The organism is Gemmata algarum (assembly GCF_034097035.1).
Classification (GTDB): Bacteria; Planctomycetota; Planctomycetia; order Gemmatales; family Gemmataceae; genus Gemmata; species Gemmata algarum.
Window position 1 is genome coordinate 1 of the sequence record NZ_JAXBLV010000253.1, and the last position, 19,692, is coordinate 19,692.

Below are 19,692 nucleotides of genomic sequence, written 5' to 3' on the forward strand. Positions count from 1 at the left end.
ATCGTTCCCAGATCAAAGACATCTGGCGTGATTTGCAGCACCTGCGACGGCTGCGTGGGAAGAGGGCGTTCAACGAGCAGGGCGTACCCGCTCCACCCACGTCGCTCCAATTCTTCAGGTTGAGTCGGAGCGACTGGCTCTGGACCGTCCGCGATTAGCAACTGCCCGTTCGAGACACCAAGAGCGGCCACAAAGTGCCCGGCATTAAAGTGCAAAATCGCACGCCCTCGCGCCTCCGCAAGATAGTTCAACAGGTCCGAATACCCGATCTTAACTCCAGAAGCCTTGTACCCGAGCGACTCCGCCGCCTCTTTGATGTGCAAGAGGGTGGTGCCATCATCAGATGTATTAGTTAGCTCAATGATTTTCTCGAGGGCTGTCACCTTGCCGTCCGCTTGACAGATCCGCAGTAAAGACCTTGCTCCACAATCTGCTATTGGTGCCTTTTCAACCTCCGCTACATCGTCGCTGTGAAATACTGCGAATGTAGCAGCCGATACCCCAATGGCACTAGCGACACAAAATAGGCCGAGGGCGACATTTCGCATCGTGTGCAACTCCATCAAGAGACGTGATCTGTCCCAAAACAGGCGGTTCGTGAGGCTGATGTTGCATTGGTTGACGTGGAGAGATAGTTATCGTTGCGAATGGTCGGCTTGCTGTCAAGTAAAATTTGCAGACATGACGCGTTTTCATATTCAGCCCTAGTTGCTTTTAGCATCTTCATTGTCATAGTTAAATAGCTAATGATAATCAGTCTAAAGCAATGTAGATATTGTAAATATTTGCAGATGGCGTCATCTCTTCTGCTCCTCCGTATTTGAGAATCGCGCATGTCTTCGCGTCGTCTCGGGTGCCGCACTCCTTGCTGGTGCCTTTCTCGGTGCTGGATGTCTCGCCTAAGCGGACATGATCCACGGCCACCCGTTCCCGCGCTTCGCAACACAACCCGTGCGGATGCCGACGAACCGGAACGGGAGCGTCCGGCCTGCACCTCGGTCACCTCGTGCCGCAGCACTCCTGCTTGCCGTGACAACACGCCAGCCGAAAAGGCTAAGGACCGCGGCAATGTGGCCGCTCACCAAAGCGTTGTCGTCACGGCGACCGGCTCCTCGCGTGTCGTGCCATCAGTTAGATAGGCGAGTTGTTTCGCCCGCGGTTGGTCTTCCTCGCGGATCGCGTCCGAGGGCCATCGAGCGATTTGGGCGTTCCCGGCTCACGCCGGGCAATGCTGGGTCGGTGTCGTGCAGGCCGCAATCGAACGGATTGAGCCAGTGCGGGCTACGGGAACGTGCCGGGGATGCTGATAACCGACGGGGCGCCGACTGGACATTCGCTGCCGTTGGACTGGTCACGAGCTACTAATTCGCTGGGTGGTCGCTACCACCGAATCTCGCGCTCGGGGCTTGCCAGAAGTGCCCGAGACGAGCAGACGACGGTTTCGGCGGCACCCGGTTAATGTGACGCAACGTCATACCGAATAAATCCTTGCGGCTGATCCGGTTCGGATGTGCGGTGCCATTGTCCTGGGCGAGAACGTGATGCCGGTCACCCCAGAGTGAGCCGCGCGGAGTTTTGGAAGTGCGGCGTAGGAGAAATGCGATGAAACAGCACCCGATGCGCCGGCGATGTGGTCACCGGCACTCACGAGCGAGAGGGACTTTTCCCGCGCCGATCATGGGGCGTGCTGCGTCCGGCCTCTCATTCCGCCAGCCGCTCGCAGCGGGAAACAGATCACGTGGCCGCCGCCGCGTCGGGTTCGGCATCTGCGGCGTACTCCAAGTACGGTTGCCCGGTCTGATCGAGTCGGGAAGTGTACCGCCCGGCCGCCAGTTCCGTCACGAATCCGGCGAGCAGTACGCCGAAGCTGGGGGCGAGGACCTCGGTCGGACCGCCGCCGTGATACCAGGCGATAAGCTGGCCCTTCTTGCCGCCCTTCGGAGGGTCCAGATCGACGCAGACGTGGTCGCCGGTCCGGGCGTCGAGGATCGGCAGCCATTTGCGGGCGAACCACTTCTTCTTGATCGGCCCCTGTGGGTTGGCCCACTCGTCGTTGCTGCCGTCGCCCCACAGGTCGAACTCCTGGTCCCAGGCGGTCAGAATGTCGTCCAGGGACATGAACTCGCCGCGGTCGTGCAGCCACAGGTTGGCGCCTCCGTCGTGGATCGCCAGGAACTCCTTCACCTCCCGTGGGAGCGCGTAACCGAGAACCTCCTCGGCTCGGGCGAACGCGGCGGCGTTCGCGCCGGGTGGCAACACCGGAACGGCCGCCGGCGCGTTCGCGGACAGCCACCGCTCGATCTGCGACCAGCACTCGGCAATGTTCACCTTTGCCACCCGGCCCTCCGCCACTGGAGTGGGGATATTGGAACCGGTCCTTCACTTCCGGCGCCCGCAGAGCGTGTCCGGCCCCTCGAGCGCCGGAAGTGAAGGACCGGGGCGCCGGAGAGGCGTTAAGAGCGGCGGTCCGGTTCGTTTGTCATCGCGCAGGGCGGGCTCCCTGTGCGGCAGAAGCGGACGCGAGTTCGTGCCCCATCGGGGCTGTGATTCGTGGTGCCAACCGCGGACGCGGTGGGCCGTCGTCCGACCCCAACCGGCTCACTTCTTCTTGGTGGCGGGCGCGGGCTTCTTGGCGGCGGGCGCGGGCTTCTTGGCGGCGGGCGCGGGCTTCTTGGCGGCCGACTTCTTGGCCGTCTTCTTGCCGAAGATCGCGTCGTACCCTTCCGCGAACTTGCTGTCTTCGGACATACCCATGCGAACGATGCTCATGACGTTTCCCGGTGAGAGTGTGTGTGCGATTGCGGACCGTTTGAACTAATGTAGCGCGCGCCGGCGCAAAACGGAAAGAGTTCTGTACTTCTGCGCGGCCCGCGGGCCGTCATTTTCCGCACGCGAAGCGGAACAGGATCTCGGCGGCCGGTTCCAACTGGCTCAAATCGATCCACTCGTCCTTCGTGTGGGCCTGCGCGATGTCGCCCGGGCCGAAGATGACCGCCGGGACGCCCGCGGCGGCGATGGTCGCGGCGTCGGTGCCGAACGGGACGCCGCGCACCTCGTGCCCGCCGGTCACGGAATCGATGACCGCCCCGAACCGCTTCACGAGGTCGCCGGACAGCACCGGGCCGAGCGGCAGGCACCCCGCCGAGTTGCGCACGAGGGAGAAGGGGAAATCCACGCCCGGGAACGCCTTCAGGAAGGCTTCGAGCGCCGCACCGGCGCCTTCCGGGGTCTCGCCCGGCAGCAGCCGGCGGTCCACGTCGGCGCGGCAGAAGTCGGGCACGGTGTTGGGCGACACCCCGCCGCCGACCCGCCCGACGGCGATCGTCCGCGGCCCCAGCAGCGGGTCCGGCGGGAGGCCCTGGAGCTGTTGGGCGTACTCTTCGACGCCGCGGAGCAGCCGGGCCATGCGGTACACCGCGTTCACCCCCAGGTCGGGGCGCGAGCTGTGGACCGCCGTGCCGGCCGTTTCGAGCGTCCACCGCACGACGCCCTTGTGCGCGTTGACGATGTCGAGCCGCGTGGGCTCGGCCACGATCGCGTAATCGGGCCGCGGCCCGCCGTCCACCAGGGCCTGCACGCCGAGGCCGCTGTGCTCCTCGTCCACGGTGAACGCGAGCGTGACCCGCGCGGAGCCGGCGGGCCGCTCGCGCACCAGCCGCGCGAAGGCCGTCAGCATGACCGCCGCGCCGGCTTTCACGTCGCACGCCCCGCGGCCGTACATGCGCCCGCCCTCGACCCGCGCGCCGAACGGCTCGACGGTCATCCCGTCCACCGGGACGGTGTCCTGGTGGGCCTCGAACATGACGTGGAACGGGGCCGGGTGCGGTGGCTCGTACGTCGCGACGATGTTGTCGCGGCCCGGGGCGACGGGCTGGCGCCGGAACGGGCACCCGAGGTTGCGGAACTCGTGCTCGATCAGCGCCGTCACGCGCGCCTCGTAGGTCACGGCGGGGTCGATGTCGGTGCGGCCCATCGGGTTGACGGACGGCCGGCGCACCAGTTCCGCGAGTAGGTCTTGGAGTGGCAACATGGGGGCTATTGAAGCACAAACGCGGCCCGCGTGCCACTGCCCGCCGGCGCGGGCCGGCGCCCGGCCCCTCCCTTCTGCCGGCGCCCGCCGCTATAACTTCACAACCCCGCACACCCGCCGGAGCTAAACGCGATGAAGGTTCACGAGTACCAGGCCAAGGAGCTGCTCGCCGCCGCGGGCGCGAACGTCCCCAAGCACATCGTCTGCAAGACGCCCGACGAGGTGGCCGCGGCGTTCGACAAACTTGCCAACGGCGGCGGGGTCATGGTGAAGGCGCAGATCCACGCCGGCGGGCGCGGGGCCGGCCAGCTCGTCGGGTACGCGGACAAGCTGGGCGGGGTAAAGTTCTGCGCCAGCAAGGAGAAGGCCCGGGCCGTCGCCGAGACGATGCTCAAGCACCCGCTCAAGACGCTCCAGACGGGGCCGGACGGCCAGCCGGTCCGCACCCTCATCGTGCAGGCCGACGCCGAGCCGGCGAAGGAGTTCTACGTCGCCGTGGTGTTCGACCGGGCCATCGGCCAGCCGATCCTGATGGCGTCCGCGGCCGGCGGGATGGACATCGAGAAGGTGGCGCACGACACCCCGGAGCTGATCTTCAAGGTGCCGTTCGCGCCGGAGACCGGGCTGGAGCCGGCGCAGGCCCAGGAGACGGCCGCCAAGCTCGGGCTCGCCGGCGAGCAGGCGGCCAAGGCCGAGCAGATCATGCTCGCGCTGTCCAAGGTGTACCTGGCGAAGGACGCGACCCTCGCCGAGGTGAACCCGCTCGCGGTCACCAAGGCCGGCGACGTGGTGGTGCTCGACGCCAAGTTCGACTTCGACGACAACGCCCTGTTCCGGCACCCCGACGTCGCCGCCCTGCGCGACGAGAGCGAGGAGAACCCGGCCGAGATCCGCGCCGGCAAGGCGAACCTGAACTTCATCCAGCTCGACGGGACCGTCGCGTGCCTAGTGAACGGGGCCGGGCTGGCGATGGCCACGATGGACATCATCAACTACCACGGGAAGGCGCACGGCGTCGGCCCGGCGAACTTCCTCGACGTGGGCGGCGGCGTGACCGCGGCCGGCGCCGTCGAGGCGTTCCGCATCATCCTCTCCGACCCGAAGGTGAAGGGCATTCTGGTGAACGTGTTCGGCGGCATCGCGAGCTGCGCGACCATCGCCGACGCGCTCGTGAAGGCCGGCAAGGAAGTGGGCTTCAAGGTGCCGGTGGTGGTCCGGCTCGAGGGCAACGAGGTCGAGAAGGCCCGTGGCATCCTGACCGCCGCCGCCGCCGAGCTGCCCACCCTGAAGGCCGCCCCGGACCTGACGAGCGCCGCGAAGCTGGTCGTCGAGCTGAGCAAGTGACCGCCCCGTACCTCCGAAGGAAGAGGACCAACGAGATGACAGCTTCCGTGACGCGCCGCGGCGCCGGGCTCGCCCTTCTGGCGGTCGCGCTCGGCCTCGCCGCGCTCCCGGGGTGCGGCGGATCGACCCCGAACGCGCCGGCCGAGAAGAAAGACGAAAAGAAGGACGACGGCAAGCCCGCCCCGAAGGCCGACGACAAGAAGGGGGCGGTGCCGACCGCACCCGCGGCCGACCTGAAGACCACCCTCGGCCCGGTCGAGCCGGACGCCGAGAAGGCCGCCGCCGCGTTCCTGAACGACCTCGGCCAGGGCAGCGCCAAGGCGGATGTCCTGTCGCCGGCGCTGCTGGACGCCGCGGGCAAGCCGTGGGAGTTCGACGACGAGAAGGCCAACAAGCTCAGCCCGAAGGCCGCGGAGCAGTGGCTCCGCGCGGTCGGCGCCGGGCGCTCGTTCTCGCTCTCGTTGGACCGCAAGCAGGCCGGGGACTTGGTCTACTTCCGCGGCGCGCTCCAGCCCGCCGGCGTGTACTCGCTGCGGCTCGTGAAGCTCGGCGGCGCGTGGAAGGTGGACTGGCTATCGCTGTCGTCGGCGGAGCTGAAGCCGGGCGCGGCGGCGGCGACCGCGGACGAGGCGTTCCAGGAGTTCGCGGTGTCGGCGTTCGCGGAGGTGCTGGCCGACGCGACCGCGATGCAGCGGGGGCTCCGTGCGCCCCTACTGGCCCGCGGGCTGGTCCCGGCGCTGCGGCCGGTGTGGGCCCCGCCGTTCGACGGCGACAAGGCCCAGGGGTACGACTACAGCCCGGGCAAGCTGGCGCTCAAAGCGATCGAGCTCGGCGGCGGCACCAGCGCCTTGAGCGTGACCAAGACCGGCGACGCGACCTTTGCCGTGGCGTTCACCAAACCCGCCGGCACGAAGACCGTGACGGTGAAGCTCGTGAAGGGCACCGCCCCGGGCGAGTGGCTGGTGAGCGAGGTCAGCGAGAAGGGCTGACCGCGCCGCCGGCGCGCCCCGCGGTCGCCGCGCGCCGCGGCCGCTCGTATGAATCGAATAACCGACACCCGCAACATCCGCCCCGAGAGCCCGAAATGAGCATCCTCGTCGACAAGTCCACCCGCGTGATCTGCCAGGGCATCACCGGCAAGCACGGGGCGTTCCACACGGACCAGTGCCTGCTGTACGGGACGCAGTTCGTGGGCGGGACCAAGCCCGGCGCCGGCGGCACCACCTGGAAGGGCGACAAGTCCGGCAAGGAGCTGCCGGTGTTCAACACCGTGGCCGACGCGGTGAAGGCCACCGGCGCCACCGCCAGCATGATCTTCGTCCCCCCGGCCGGGGCGGCGGCGGCCATCATCGAGGCCGCGGACGCCGGCATCCAGCTCATCGTCGCCATCACCGAGGGCATCCCGGTGCTCGACATGGCGAAGGCGAAGCGGTACCTGAAGACCAAGCCGGGGGTGCGGCTGGTCGGCCCGAACTGCCCGGGCGTCATCACCCCGGGCCAGTGCAAGATCGGGATCATGCCGGGGCACATCCACAAGCCGTGCGGCCCCGGCGAGAAGGGCATCGGGGTCATCAGCCGGTCCGGGACGCTGACCTACGAGGCGGTGTTCCAGCTCACCGCCCTGGGGCTCCCGCAGAGCACCTGCGTGGGCATCGGCGGCGACCCGGTGATCGGCACGAACCAGATCGAACTGCTGGAGATGTTCGAGAAGGACGAGGGCACGTCGGCGATCCTGATGATCGGCGAGATCGGCGGCACCGCGGAAGAGGCGGCGGCGGCCTATGCGGCCAAGAACGTGACCAAGCCGCTGGCGGCGTTCATCGCCGGGCAGACCGCCCCGCCGGGCCGCCGGATGGGCCACGCGGGCGCGATCGTGAGCGGCGGCAGCGGCAAGGCCGAGGACAAGATCGCGGCGCTGGAGGCGGCCGGGTTCGTGGTCGCCCCCACCCCGGCCGATCTCGGCGCGGCCGTACAACAGGCCATCGCCAAGAAGAAGTAAAGGTTAACGGAACCGGTACGGTTCCGCGATGCGGCCCGGCGCCAATCGAAGGCGCCGGGCCGCATCGCATTTGTACGCTTGTGTTACGAACCGGCGTGGCGATAATGGGACGATCTCCCCGGAGGTCGGCTCCATGCTCCTGATCGGCCGGCGCCCCACGCGCACCTGCTCCACCTTCGACCGCCGCGCGTTCCTTCAGGTCGGGGCGTCGTCCGTCTTGGGGCTGTCGCTCGCCGACCTGCTCCGCGCTCGCGCGGCCGGGGCGGAGGCCGGCGGGCGGGCGAAAGCGGTCATCCTGCTGTGGCTCTGGGGCGGCCCGAGCCAGCTCGACACCTTCGACCCCAAGCCGCACGCGCGGCTCGAGTACCGCGGGCCGTTCGGCACCATCCCGACGCGCATTCCGGGCGTCCGGTTCTGCGAGCTGTTCCCGCAACTCGCCCAACAGACCGACAAGCTGTCGGTGATCCGCACCCTCACGACCCCGTCGAACGACCACGGCATCGCGGGCACTGTCGGCCTGACCGGCAGCGCCGCCGGCGGGACCGGGCTGGACGGCAAGCCGCTCGCCGGGGCGCCCCGCCCCGCGCTGGGTTCCGTCGTGGCGAAGGCGCTGGCCGGCGCCAAGCACCGGTCGGCCGTTCACCCGTTTTTCGTGGTCGGCGGGAAACTGCATCAGGGGAAGAAAGCGATTATCGGCGAGGGCGGCGGTCCCCTCGGGGCGGTGTGGGACCCGTTCCGGCTCGAGTACGACCCCGTAAGCGGCACCAAGGTGCCCGCGTTACAGCTCCCGAAGGAGCTGACGCCGGAGCGCATGGGCGACCGGCAACAGCTCCTCGCCGCGCTCGGCGCCGCGGACCGGCGGGCGACCGACCTCGGCGCCGCGGGCGCGCTCGACGCCTACCGCGGGCGGGCCCTTGAGATGCTGACCTCGGCTCGCGCGGCCGAGGGCTTCGACCTGTCGAAGGAGACGGACGCGACCCGCGACGCCTACGGCCGCACCCGGTTCGGGCAATCGTGCCTGCTGGCCCGACGCTTGGTCGAGGCCGGGGTGCCGTTCGTTCAGGTGAACTGGTCCGACCACGTCGAGGCCGAAGAGGATAGCGGCGACGGCGGCTGGGACCACCACTACCGCAACTTCCAGATCATGCAGGACCGACACGCCCCGTGGCTCGATCAGGCCATGAGCGCCCTCCTGACCGAGTTGCACGACCGCCGGATGCTGGAGAGCACGCTGGTGCTGGCGGTGGGCGAGTTCGGGCGCGACCCGCGGATCAACGACAAGGCCGGGCGCGACCACTGGCCCGGGTGCTATTCGGCGCTCGTCGCAGGCGGCGGGGTGCGGGGCGGGCGGTTCGTCGGCACCTCCGACGCCCGCGCCGCGAAGCCGGCCGACACCCCGCTCTCGCCGGTAGACCTGAACGCCACCGTGCTGAACCAGATCGGCCTCACGAGCGAGCAACTCACCGGGCTTGGGCTCGCGCCCGTCGGGCGCGTGATCGAGGAACTGCTTTAGCCGGAGGCATTGCGTGGCAGTGCTGTAGGCCCCAACGGTGCGCTGTTTGAACCGCTCACACCCTGCCGCGCCCCGTCCGCGAACTTCGTGCGCCACCGAGGGTGGGACGGGTACAGTTACAAGGAGAAGCTATGCGCCGGCCCGTGTCCCTGTTCCTCGTCGCCCTCGCGTGTGTGCCCGCGACCGCGTTTCGGGCGCGGGGCGACGAGAACGCTCCGGCGCGCTTGACCAAGGACGGGAGCTTCAAGCAGAACGTGCAGTGGTCCCCGGACGGGAAGACGCTGCTGTTCACGCGGATCCACGAAGGGAAGATGGCCCTCTGGATTATGCCCGCCGCGGGCGGCGAAATGACGCGCCTGCTCCCCGGGCACACCGAGCCGCATTTTGACGGGCACTACTCGCCCGACGGCAAACGCATCGTGTACGTGTACGACAAGCTCGAAGGCACCGACGGCAAGCTCCGGATCGACGTGTGCGCCACAGACGGGAGCGACAACCAAACCTTGATCCCACATAAGGCGTTCGAGGAGTCGCCGCGGTTCTCGCCCGACGGAAAAACGGTGCTGTGGGTCTCGACGCGGAACAAGAACCCCGACCTGTACACCGTCACAGCCGAGGGCAAGGACGAGAAGCGGCTCACCAACGATCCCGCCTACGACCTGCACCCCGCGTGGTCCCCGGACGGAAAACGGATCGCGTTCGCCAGCGGGCGCAGCGGGCGACAGAAGATCCACGTTATGAGCGCCGACGGCACCGGCGTGCAGAAATTGACGGACGGCGAATTCCTCGACTCGTGGCCGGTGTGGCACCCGGACGGTAAGCGAATCGCGTTCGCTTCCAACCGCTCCGGCAACTATGACATTTGGCTGATGACGGCCGAAGGTAAAGAGTTGCGGAAGTTGACCGGCCACAAGGCGCAGGACACATCGCCCGCGTGGGCGCCCGACGGGAAGAAGCTGGCGTTCGTATCCACCCGCGACGGCGGAAGCGAAATTTACGTTCTGGGCGTGAAATAGCGCCGCGGCCTTGATGGGCCGCGGCACAGGAGCGATTACCAGTTCGACGGAAGTGGGTTGCCATCGTTCGGGTCGCACACATAGAGCCAGTTCAGGTTGTTCACACTGGACGACACACCGCGAACACTGCCGTCGCACATTGCAACGCTCAGAGTGCCGCTGGAGCAACCGTGCGGCACACGGTCATCAGCGGCGTTGGTGCCGGTCGTCGACGGCTTGGTCTGGAACGGGAACGGCACCGCAGTCCCGGCAGTGTGTGGGGAGAACAACACAGAGGTTGGGGTCGCGGTGGTGGGGTACCACAGGTGTGTGCTTGCCGCGTGTCCGCTCAAGTTGATCTGTGTGGCGCCGCCAGTCCCCACTCCCGTGTAGAGCACCGAGGAGGCGCCGCTCAGGGTGGTCACCGCGTACCGTTCCGCGAACATCAAGGTGTTAGAGGTGCCGTCGCCGGAGGCGTTCAGGCTGTACAGCTTCACCGTAGTCGCGGCCGTCGGTGCCACGCCCGGGACCAGATAACCGCTACCAGTGGTGGGGTACATCATGCCGAGAACTAAGGCGTTACCAACGTAGCTGGTGGTCGGCAGCGAACCGGTCGCCGAGGTGTCGTTAGGGGCGACGAAGGTCTTAATAACGCTGGTGAAGCTGGCATTCTTAGCCGCGTTGTCCTGTTCAATGTAAGTTAGAATGTGGTACGTCCAAGGGCGCACCACATCGGTCGTGCTCATTGTTGAGCGAGTGCCTCCCCAGCCGGCACAGAACTGGTCGTTTTGAGTGCCCGCGAGGTTGTGCATCGCGAGGCCCATCTGTTTGAGGTTGTTCTGGCTGCTCATCCGGGCAGCGGCCTCGCGGACCTTCTGGACGGCCGGGAGCAGGAGCCCGATCAGGATCGCGATGATCGCGATGACAACGAGCAACTCGATCAGCGTGAAACCGGAACGCGAACGACGAGCCGACATTACAGTGGCCTTTCCGAAGGTAGAGCCAAAAGGGGTACACCACCGTCCAAGGCGGTGCGGGCAACTTTTTGGTTGGGAGAGGGCAGGGCGATTGGGGCGAACCGATGTGGACGAGTTTGAACTACTGCTAAATGCAGCAATCGCGCCGCGACCTTTCAGAATTCGTGGACGGTTCAGAAAAGGGCTGATTGCCAAGCGGTTCGCGATGCCTTTTTTTTAGGCACTGGCACACAACGTCTTCTCAAACCGCTGAATTTCCGCAAGTGATTGCGGCAAATCTGAGCATTCTGTACGCAATTATCCTGCTCGCCAACAGCACACCGAAAATGAGGCTCACGGTATTTTCTGGAGGGACTTTGTGCTCGCGTTTATCATGCCCGTTGTCGGAGACTCCCGCGTAGTCCGATTACAAGACACATCGAAGCACGATCGCGACTATTGAAATGGCCATAGTTCCCGTCCGGCTCGACCAGTTTGTCAAGGAGCCGCGCTGGCGTCAACACGTCCCCCATCCTGGTAGCTTGGCCCCCGTTGTGAGTCTGTTAATACTGCGGATTGCTCGCCGTGTGAATTTTATCGTGACGGCTCGCTCGCTTACGGAAGCGGGCGGCGTGGAAGCAACTTTCGGCCGAAACTTACACTTTGCCACCGTCGGTCGAACGAAATTTCCGTCCGCGTTCGGCGAACCGCCACATAATCCGTGTGCCTTCTCCGGCGCGAACGTGACGGCGTGGGGCCGGGGCAGGTGGGGCGTGTTCGAGGGGAACGACCGATGAACGACCGCGATTCCCTCCTCGCCGCCGTGCTCGAGCACCCCGAAGAGGACACGCCGCGTCTGATGTACGCCGACTGGCTCCAGGAGAACGGCGACCCCGATCGCGGTCAGTTCGTGCGGCTTCAGGTCGAGGGGGCGCACGCCGAGCCGTACTCGCCGCAGGCCCGCGAATGTGAGGTCGCCGCGCAGCACCTGCTCGAACGGCACCGCGGGACGTGGACCCGGCACCTGTTGAAGCGGGCCATCGGGTGGCAGTTCGTCCGCGGCTTCGTCGAACACGTGGGGCTGGACGCGGCTACGTTCGGGCGTGACGCCGCGGCGCTGTTCGCGGCCGAGCCGGTCCGCTCGGTTCAGGTCGTGCGGTTCGCGCTCACCGTCGCCCACGCCCCGCTCAGCTCGTTGTTCGGTACCCCTCAACTGACGCGAGTGACCCGACTCGATTTCAGCAAATTGGGTCACGACGTGGACTACTTCGAGCGGCTCGCCGAGTGCCCGCAGCTTGGCGCGCTGACGGACCTCAACTTCCGCAGTACCCCGGTGCCGGTGCAATGGCTCCGGGCGTTCCTGGCCGGCCCCGCGCTGCCGGCCCTGCGCGCGCTCGACCTGGCCGACATCCCGAACCTGTCGCGGGTACTGGCCGAGTCGCTGCCGCGCGCCGACCACCGGCGGTTCACCAAACTCGACCTGAGTTACATCCCGTTCAAGTCCGATGAGGTGCAAAAGGCGCTCGCGAGCCGGTGCGTGCGGTGGGTCGAGGAGTTGCGGCTCGGGTGGCGCCCGCAGACCGGCCCGGGGCCACTCTCGTATCTGGATCTGGGGTTCACGTTCCCGTGGGAGCGGCTCCGGCTGCTCGACCTGGAGGGCCAGCAGGTCGGCGACAACGGGGTCCGCGAGATCGTAGCCGAACTGGGGCGGCGCCGGACTCCGCCCCCGCTGCGGTGGCTCGGGCTGGCGCAGAACGGCCTCGGCCCGGAGGCCGTTCACATCCTGGTGAACGCCGACCCGCGGGTGAAGTTGTACCACCTCGACTTGCGCGAGAACAAACTCACCAGCGGACAGCGGGCCGCGCTACAGGACCGGTTCCCGGAGGCGGAAATCCTGGTATGAGAACGAGCGGACGCCGCAAGGCCCGGAAGCCGCCAGGTCTCAGACCTGGCGGCTTCCGGGCCTTACGGCGTCCGACCCGAACTTACGCCCGGCGGCGGAGCACCCGGCGCAGCCCGATCAGCGGGAGGCCCAGACCGGCCAGCACCAGAGTGGTCGGCTCCGGGGTGCCCGTCGGAGGGGGCACGTCCCCGCCCTTCGGGACCAGCGTCGAGGTGATGTTGCTGTCGATCTCGCCGTTGGACAGCCGCGGGTTGGTGGCCGTGAAGAAGCTGTCCGCGGTGGTGCTGTACGCCGAGGTCGCGACGAAGTTGCCGAGCGTCATGCGCTGCGGGTCGCCGATCGGCAGGGTCGGCCCGTTGTAGGTGAACGTCAGGTTCGAGATGTTCGGATCGTCCTGCGGGTTCAGGCGGTCCGGGGTCGGCCCCAGCTTGGTGGTGCTGACCGTCCAGTACTGCGAGAAGGTGTCGTCGGGGGCGGTGGCCGTCACGGCCCCAGTGCCCGCCACGTACCCGGCGAAGTCGTAGATGGTGAAGTAGCTGCCCGCCTGGAGCTTCATGTCGCTGGGCAGCACGACCGAGTAGGTCCAGCGGAAGTTACCGGCCTCAGGTTGGACGGTAACGGACACCGGCAGCAGCCCGGCGTCAACGGTCCCGGCGCTGGCCACGATCGCAACGGCGGCGGTGAACAGGCGGGTGATCCAAGTTCGACGAATCATGCGGTAACCCTCCGTGAAAGGCGATTCGACGGTCCGACGCGGTCGTACCCTCTCGGACCGCTGAGGCCGGGAGGACGCGACCAGCTCCTGCCGGAAGCGAACCCCTCGTCGGCTCGTTCGGGCGGCATCTTTAAGTAAAGCCGCCGGTGCTGTCAACCGCAGCTCGTGCGGGATGAAGGTGGGGACCGGAAATTCATTTCGTCAACGGGGCCGAACCGCCGTGAGCGCGGATGGAGCTTACCTTTCGTGCCCTAAGTTCCGTCCAGGATTTTCGATACGGCCGTTTTCCCTGCCACGGTGGTAGTCGGTCATTTCGCTTCCGGATTACGAGAGGCGCGTTACTCGCTGCGGGTGTTCGGCGACTTAAAGCCGCCGTGCAAGAAAATGGCGGCCCGATTACGGCGCGATTCAGGCCCGGAGAAGTGCCTCCCGCGCCAAACGCGCTGTCGGCGCGTTTCCCTCGCGCGAAGATCGGGGTTACGATTTCGGTTGCGTGGGGCGCGGCGTATCTTCGGCCGTGCGGTCGGAGGGTGAGTTGCCGAACGGGCAGTGCCGGCAACCGCTCTGGCAACAGTGGCCGCGCTTCTGGTGGTAGGCGGCGGTGAAGACCCACCTCCCGTTCTCGACGTAATAATCGACACCCTCGGCCGGCCGTGCGTTCGGAGCGTTCATCGATTGGTGCTGCCTGTGGTCTCAACTCGGGCGACCGGGACCGCATTAACGGCAGAGGCGGGTGTGTCCCGATGCTGAGGATGACACCCGCAGCGCTGTTGTCACACCCTCGTCTTCGTAACGTACCCCTTACTCCTTCTCACCCCACACCTGGACGCCGAAGCCGTTGAGGTCGATGTCCTCGCCCTTTTCGGCCTCGCCCGGGCCGCCGCGGTCGATCGACAGCCGGATGTACGCCCAGAAGCTCGTCTTCTCGCCCTGCATGTCGTACCCGCTCGCGTCGGTGTCGGCTTCGAGCAGCCAGCGCCAGCCCCGGCGCTCGTCCTTGCCCGCGTCGGACGCCTCCTCCTGCCACCCCTTCAGCACCCGCGACAGGTTCTGCACCGCCGCCCGCCAGCCCTTCGCCTCCACGATGTGCAGGCGGATCTCGTCGCCCACCGTCTCGATCGACGAGTTGGGCAGGCTCTTGAGCGCGTCGAACAGCTTGTGCTCGAGCGCCGAGCACCGCCACGGGGACCACAGGTAGAAGGTGACGCTCGGCGACTCCATCACCAGCCCGAACAGCTCGACCCGCATGGCCCCTCTCCGCGTACCGTCGTGTAACATTCCTAGATGCAATCTAGTTCACTGCTCTTCTGCGGAGAAGGTGAGTGCAGCCGCAATTGCCCGCCCACATCGGTTACCCGGTTGTCGCAATCGGAGACCTCCACGGCCGCGTCGAATGGCTCGACAAACTCGTCGCGAAGCTGCGCCGGCGCCCCGAGTGGCCGCACACGAAGCTCGTGTTCCTGGGCGACCTCGTGGACCGGCACTTCGAGGTTCGGGCGCTCGTGTCGCGTGTACTGGAACTGATCGCCGAAAAGCCCGGCAGCACGTGTGTGGCCGGGAACCACGATCTCGCCCTTGTTCGCGCGGCCGGGCTGGACGGCACGCCGTCGGCCGAATGGGCGCAGCGGTACGGGCGGAACTACGACCACCAGTGGACGTTCCGCAGCTACCTCGGTCGCACGCCCGACTTTCTGCCGCCCGGGAAGTGGGAACAGGAGCTGCAAGAGCTGAAGGCCACGATGCCCGCCGAGCACCGGGCGTTTCTGGCCGGGTTGCCGTGGGTGGCTGAGGCCGAAGGGCACGTGTTCCTCCATAACGGGTTGTCGCCGGAACTCGACTGCCCGGCGGCGGTGCAGCTCGAGTGCCTGCATCGCAGGCTGTGGGACCGGGCCGTCGTGAGCCCGCGGTTCGGCACCGAAACGGACCGCCTGTTCCACCCCGAATACCCGGTGTGGCTCGGGGCCGATAAGCGTCTGTCGGCGAACCCGCTGCCGCTGCCCGGGAAGGTACAGGTGAGCGGCCACGTCCAGGTTCCCGCACCCGATGCGAACCGGGTCCGCATCCGAATCGATACGAGCGGCGGGGTGACCGAGCCGCTAACGGCGTGCGTGCTGACGGGGCCGAACGCGGAGCCGGTCTTCGTGTTCAGTAACGAGTGAGGGCGGCCCGGTGGTCGAGGTCACGAGGGGTTGTGGCGCGTGCGATTCGTGGATGTCGGCATACCAGCCGGAGGGTAGCGAGCAGGTAGCGAATCGGGAGCAGGTGTCCGGTTGGTGCCCCAGCTTGCGGTCCCTGTAACCCCCGTTACAGACCGGGCGGCAGACGACCGCCCGGTCTGTAACGGCGCTTAGATCATCGGCGCGGACGCGCGGTCGTACCCGCCGGAGCGGCTCAGCAGGTTCCGGGCGTCGTCGCCCTGGCCGCATTCGACCGTCACCAAGTACCGGCCGGACTGCACCGCGTCCTCGTAGTAGCGGGCGTCCTCTTCCGGAATGCCCCAGCCGATGAGCGCGCCGGCCACGCCCGCCGCAGCCGCACCGCCCGCCGCGCTGATGAGCGCTGCGGCCAGGGGGCCGACGGCCAGAACCGGCCCGATCACCGGAATCACGCCGAACGACACCGCCAGCGAGCCCAGCGCGAGCGCGCCGCCCCCGGCCACCGCGCCGATCGCCGCGCCCTCGGCGGCGTTCGTGTCCTGGGCGCCGGAGCCGTCGCGCCGCACCGTTTTGCCGTTCGCGTCCTTGGCGACCAGGCCGATCTGGTCGTCGCGGTAGCCCGCGTTCTTGAGTTCGTCGATCGCGCGCTCGGCGGCATCACGGGTGGAGAAGACGCCGACGGTCGTGTTGCAGGTGGCGGCCTTAGCCATGATTGTCCTCGCTCAAGGAGATCCCGGCCCGGCGGGCCGGTATTCGGCTGATGGCAGCACGGATCGTGCCGGCGCGTCACGCATCCGGACGCTATTCGCGGCATAGCCTCACCTCAATTCCCGTCGTTCCCGGTTCGACGCTCCACGTAACGCCAACGGCGCGCGAATGGTTCGGCGTGTGTACCGAGTCGGTCCCCACTTGGAACTTGAAACGACTGGATTCTGGAAAAAGTCCGTGCGGTTTCGGTTGGGTCCGGCACTCCACACCGCCCGCCGATCGCGACTCGCGAACGAACGCGCGAATCGTTAGGATCGGGGCCAGTTCGAGGAATGACCGATGACCGTGCCGAACCGTGCCGTGCCGCCCCGGTTGTTGAACCTGCTCACCGCGGACCCCGTACCCGACGCCGACCTGCTCTCCCGGTTCATCCAGTCCCGGGACGGGGCCGCGTTTGCGGCGCTCGTCGAGCGGCACGGACCGATGGTGCTCCGCGTCTGTCGCCGCACGCTCTGGGACGCCCACACCGCCGAGGACGCGTTCCAGGCCACGTTCCTCGCGCTGGTCCGGGGCGCCAGCCGGGTGCGCAAAACCGCGTCGGTGGCGGCGTGGCTTCACGGGGCTGCCGTTCGCATTTCCCTCAAGGCGCGGGGCGCGGCCACCCGCGCGCATCGCACGCCCCCGTCACCGGCCCGATGTGGCCCCGACCCGCTCGCGGAGATCACGGGCCGGGAACTCGTCTCGGCGATCGACGAGGAACTGGCCCGGCTACCGGATCGGTTCCGAGCCGCGATCACGCTGTGCTGCCTGGAAGGTCTGTCCCAGGACGAGGCCGCGCGGCGCCTGGGGTGGTCGGCGGCATCGGTGCGGGGACGACTGGAGCGCGGCCGGGAGCGGTTGCGGTTGCGGCTGGCGCGGCGGGGGCTCGCCCTCTCGGCGGGGCTGAGCGGCCTCCTCCCCGGCGAGGCTCACGCGACGGTTCCGCCCCAGTTGTTAGCCCGGGCGGTCGAACTCGCCGCGCGCGGACCCGTTCCGCCCCGCGTGGCGGAGATGGCCGCGGGGGCGGCGCCGTCCGGCGCGACCTGGAAGGCCGTAGCCGTGGCGCTGGTGGTGCTCGCGGTCGGCGGCGCGGCGGCGATCGGAAGCGGGAGCCCGCCCCAGAATGCTCCCGAAACCGCAACAGCACCCACAATGTCGCTCGCCCCGTCGGGTGCGAGGCCCGAAGGTGGCGCCCGACGCCCCGCGGCGGACCCGCCGGTGAAGACCGACCGCTACGGCGACCCGCTCCCGGCGGGTGCGATCATGCGCCTGGGGACGCTCCGCACCCGCGCCCCGATCACCGGGTTCGGTATCGAGAAAGACGGCACCGTCGTCACCGTCGGACCGGGCGCGGACGTGCGCCGCTGGCACGCGGCCGACGACCGCTCCGATGAACCCGCCGCGCTACCGCTGACCGGGCCGGCCGCCCGGCACCACCACCCGCAAGTGTCGCCGGACGGGAAACTCGTCGCGGCGTGTTCGAGCGACAAGGTGTTCGTCTGGGAAGCGCCGGCCGGCGCGAAGGCCAACCCGAAGCAGGTGGCCGCATTCGACCTCGCCCGCGCGGGGCTGTTCCGGTTCGCGCCGGACGGTCGGACCCTCGCCGTCGTTACCGAAGCGTGGAACATGGTTCCCGCGGGGGCGTTCCTCTGCGACCTCAAGACGCAAACCGCCGCCGCGATCGACACGGGCGGCGTGAGTTATTTCGAGGACCTCGGGTTCTCCGGCGACGGCAAGCGGCTCGGCGCGGTCGCGGACGCCAGTTTCATCCTGTGGGACGCGACGACCGGCAAACAGTTAACGAAGTACCAAACGAGCGGCCGGATGTCGGCGGTGTTCGCGCTGAACCACACCGGCGACACGCTGGCCGCGACCTACGACTACATCGGGAAAACCGAGTTGCGTTTTACGGACCCGGAGACCGGCAAGAAGAAGGACGGCCTCACCGGCCCGGGCGGGAGCATCCGCTGGCTGACCTATGCGACCGACGGCAAGACGCTGCTCGCCGGCGACCTCGGCGGCGTGCGCTGGTGGGATCCGGTCGCGGGCAAACTAGTTCGCACGTGCGAGGGCGTGGCCGCCGAAGTGTTCGCGCTCGAGCGCGGGATGGGGCAGTTCACGCCGGACGGCAAGGTGCTGGTGTCGCACAACGGACATGCGCTCCTGCGCTGGAACGCCGAAACCGGCAAGCCGCTGTTCCCGGAGCAGGACATCGGCCACGGCGCGACCGTCACCGCCGTCGGCGTGTCGCCGGATGGCACGCGGATCGCCACCCGCGGCATGGACAACCGGCTGTGCGTCTGGAACGCGGCGAGCGGCAAACGGCTGTGGCACGCGCCGGCGGATTCGTCGAGCATGCCGGACATCGACTTCGGCCCGGACGGCACGTTCCTGGTTGTCTGCGGCCCGGGGTGGGGCAAAGCGACGAAGTACGACGCGGCGACCGGCAAGGTGCTGCTGACGTTCGCGGTCGATCCGAAGGGGCCGAAGCAGTCGAGCGTGTCCAGCGCGCGCGTGTCCAAGGACGGGAAGACGGTAGTCGCGTACACCGACCCGTACACGCTCGGCGACCCGCGGGTCGTCACCACGTGGAACGCCGCAACCGGCGAGCGGCTGAAATCGATCCAACTAGCGAACCGCGGGCCGACCGACTTTGGCCAACTGTCGCGGGACGGGCAATACCTCGCGGGGGGCCTTATGGGCGGCCCCGTCGTGGCCGTAGCCGCACCGGACCGCAACCTGCTCGCCGACGCCAAACCCGCCGCCGCTGTGAAGGCCGGCCGCTTCTCCGCCGACGGACAGTGGCTCGTGCAGGTGACCTTCGAGTTCGCGGGCGGGGTGCTGAAGCATTCTGCGGTACTGGTTTCCACGACAACGTGGCGCGCGGTCAGCACTATTCCGCTGACCGCAGACTATCGCGCTCGCATCTCGGTCGCGCCGGACGGGCGCACGCTGGCGGTCGCGCTGGGCGACGCGGTCGAGTTCTACGACGCCGTGACGCAGAAGTTGCTGGGCCGCCACCGCATCCCGCCCGGCCCGCGCGGCAAGTGGGAGTCCTCCCACTTCGGCACCATCAGCGCCCTGAGTTTCACGCCCGACGGCACGAAACTGATTACCGGGCACGCGGACACGACGGCGCTCGTGTGGCCCGTTCCGGCCCGGCCCGAGAAGTAACCCCAGGGCGCCCGCCCGGCCTTCTGCTCGACACGGAGCGACGAATCGGCTCATCAAAAACTCCGAACTGTTCGCACGGCCAAATCTGGTTGCCTGCACCTTGCGGAACGGGGAAACTGCTTGGCACACCCGTGAGCAAACCCGGGGCTTTCGCCCCGGG

At 67.8% G+C, this 19,692-nt stretch carries 17 protein-coding genes; 8 read left to right on the forward strand and 9 right to left on the reverse strand.

Annotated features, from left to right (window positions below; genetic code table 11):
• The 4 genes from R5W23_RS32400 to R5W23_RS32415 form a co-directional block, all read right to left on the reverse strand.
• Positions 1-383: cysteine peptidase family C39 domain-containing protein (locus R5W23_RS32400; RefSeq protein WP_320689955.1), on the reverse strand; the 383-nt coding region annotated here is incomplete at its 3' end.
• A gap of 1,351 nt (positions 384-1,734) precedes the next feature.
• Positions 1,735-2,337 (reverse strand): SMI1/KNR4 family protein, encoded by a 603-nt coding sequence (locus R5W23_RS32405; RefSeq protein ID WP_320689956.1) that lies wholly within the window; start codon positions 2,335-2,337, stop codon positions 1,735-1,737.
• Between the two features lie 261 nt (positions 2,338-2,598).
• Complete coding sequence (locus tag R5W23_RS32410; protein ID WP_157506634.1) at positions 2,599-2,769, reverse strand: hypothetical protein; 171 nt, start codon at positions 2,767-2,769, stop codon at positions 2,599-2,601.
• A gap of 109 nt (positions 2,770-2,878) precedes the next feature.
• Positions 2,879-4,030, reverse strand: coding sequence for a M20 family metallopeptidase (locus R5W23_RS32415; RefSeq protein ID WP_320689957.1), 1,152 nt, complete (start codon positions 4,028-4,030; stop codon positions 2,879-2,881).
• Between the two features lie 132 nt (positions 4,031-4,162).
• Here R5W23_RS32415 and sucC point away from each other — a divergent pair, with 132 nt between their 5' ends.
• The 5 genes from sucC (at position 4,163) to R5W23_RS32440 (ending at position 9,902) form a co-directional block, all read left to right on the forward strand.
• Complete coding sequence (gene sucC / locus R5W23_RS32420) at positions 4,163-5,374, forward strand: ADP-forming succinate--CoA ligase subunit beta (RefSeq protein WP_261189015.1); 1,212 nt, start codon at positions 4,163-4,165, stop codon at positions 5,372-5,374.
• Positions 5,375-5,409: 35 nt separating this feature from the next.
• A complete protein-coding gene (locus tag R5W23_RS32425; protein ID WP_320689958.1) occupies positions 5,410-6,363 on the forward strand; it encodes a hypothetical protein in 954 nt (317 codons plus the stop codon).
• A 95-nt stretch (positions 6,364-6,458) separates the two neighbouring features.
• Positions 6,459-7,373, forward strand: a complete 915-nt coding sequence (gene sucD / locus R5W23_RS32430) for a succinate--CoA ligase subunit alpha (RefSeq protein WP_010038003.1) — start codon at positions 6,459-6,461, stop codon at positions 7,371-7,373.
• 133 nt (positions 7,374-7,506) lie between these two features.
• On the forward strand, positions 7,507-8,886 hold the full coding sequence (locus R5W23_RS32435; RefSeq protein ID WP_320689959.1) for a DUF1501 domain-containing protein: 1,380 nt from the start codon (positions 7,507-7,509) through the stop codon (positions 8,884-8,886).
• A 131-nt stretch (positions 8,887-9,017) separates the two neighbouring features.
• Positions 9,018-9,902: a TolB family protein gene (locus R5W23_RS32440; protein ID WP_320689960.1), complete on the forward strand. Its 885-nt coding sequence runs from the start codon at positions 9,018-9,020 to the stop codon at positions 9,900-9,902.
• A gap of 35 nt (positions 9,903-9,937) precedes the next feature.
• Here R5W23_RS32440 and R5W23_RS32445 read toward each other — a convergent pair whose 3' ends face one another.
• Positions 9,938-10,858, reverse strand: a complete 921-nt coding sequence (locus R5W23_RS32445; protein WP_320689961.1) for a DUF1559 family PulG-like putative transporter — start codon at positions 10,856-10,858, stop codon at positions 9,938-9,940.
• A gap of 772 nt (positions 10,859-11,630) precedes the next feature.
• Between R5W23_RS32445 and R5W23_RS32450 the strand changes: the two genes are divergently transcribed.
• On the forward strand, positions 11,631-12,740 hold the full coding sequence (locus tag R5W23_RS32450; RefSeq protein WP_320689962.1) for a TIGR02996 domain-containing protein: 1,110 nt from the start codon (positions 11,631-11,633) through the stop codon (positions 12,738-12,740).
• Between the two features lie 82 nt (positions 12,741-12,822).
• Here the strand turns inward: R5W23_RS32450 and R5W23_RS32455 are convergent, their stop codons facing one another.
• The 3 genes from R5W23_RS32455 to R5W23_RS32465 all read right to left on the reverse strand — a co-directional run bounded on the left by R5W23_RS32455 (position 12,823) and on the right by R5W23_RS32465 (position 14,703).
• Positions 12,823-13,455, reverse strand: coding sequence for a PEP-CTERM sorting domain-containing protein (locus R5W23_RS32455; RefSeq protein ID WP_320689963.1), 633 nt, complete (start codon positions 13,453-13,455; stop codon positions 12,823-12,825).
• 477 nt (positions 13,456-13,932) lie between these two features.
• Positions 13,933-14,127, reverse strand: a complete 195-nt coding sequence (locus tag R5W23_RS32460) for a DUF5522 domain-containing protein (protein WP_320689964.1) — start codon at positions 14,125-14,127, stop codon at positions 13,933-13,935.
• Positions 14,128-14,256: 129 nt separating this feature from the next.
• Positions 14,257-14,703 (reverse strand): hypothetical protein, encoded by a 447-nt coding sequence (locus tag R5W23_RS32465; RefSeq protein ID WP_261189029.1) that lies wholly within the window; start codon positions 14,701-14,703, stop codon positions 14,257-14,259.
• Positions 14,704-14,777: 74 nt separating this feature from the next.
• Between R5W23_RS32465 and R5W23_RS32470 the strand changes: the two genes are divergently transcribed.
• Positions 14,778-15,614 (forward strand): metallophosphoesterase, encoded by an 837-nt coding sequence (locus tag R5W23_RS32470; RefSeq protein WP_320689965.1) that lies wholly within the window; start codon positions 14,778-14,780, stop codon positions 15,612-15,614.
• Between the two features lie 188 nt (positions 15,615-15,802).
• Here the strand turns inward: R5W23_RS32470 and R5W23_RS32475 are convergent, their stop codons facing one another.
• Positions 15,803-16,321: a general stress protein gene (locus R5W23_RS32475; RefSeq protein ID WP_320689966.1), complete on the reverse strand. Its 519-nt coding sequence runs from the start codon at positions 16,319-16,321 to the stop codon at positions 15,803-15,805.
• Positions 16,322-16,658: 337 nt separating this feature from the next.
• On the opposite strand from R5W23_RS32475, the gene R5W23_RS32480 reads away from it, so the two are divergent.
• Positions 16,659-19,532, forward strand: coding sequence for a sigma-70 family RNA polymerase sigma factor (locus R5W23_RS32480; protein WP_320689968.1), 2,874 nt, complete (start codon positions 16,659-16,661; stop codon positions 19,530-19,532).
• Positions 19,533-19,692: the final 160 nt, after the last annotated feature.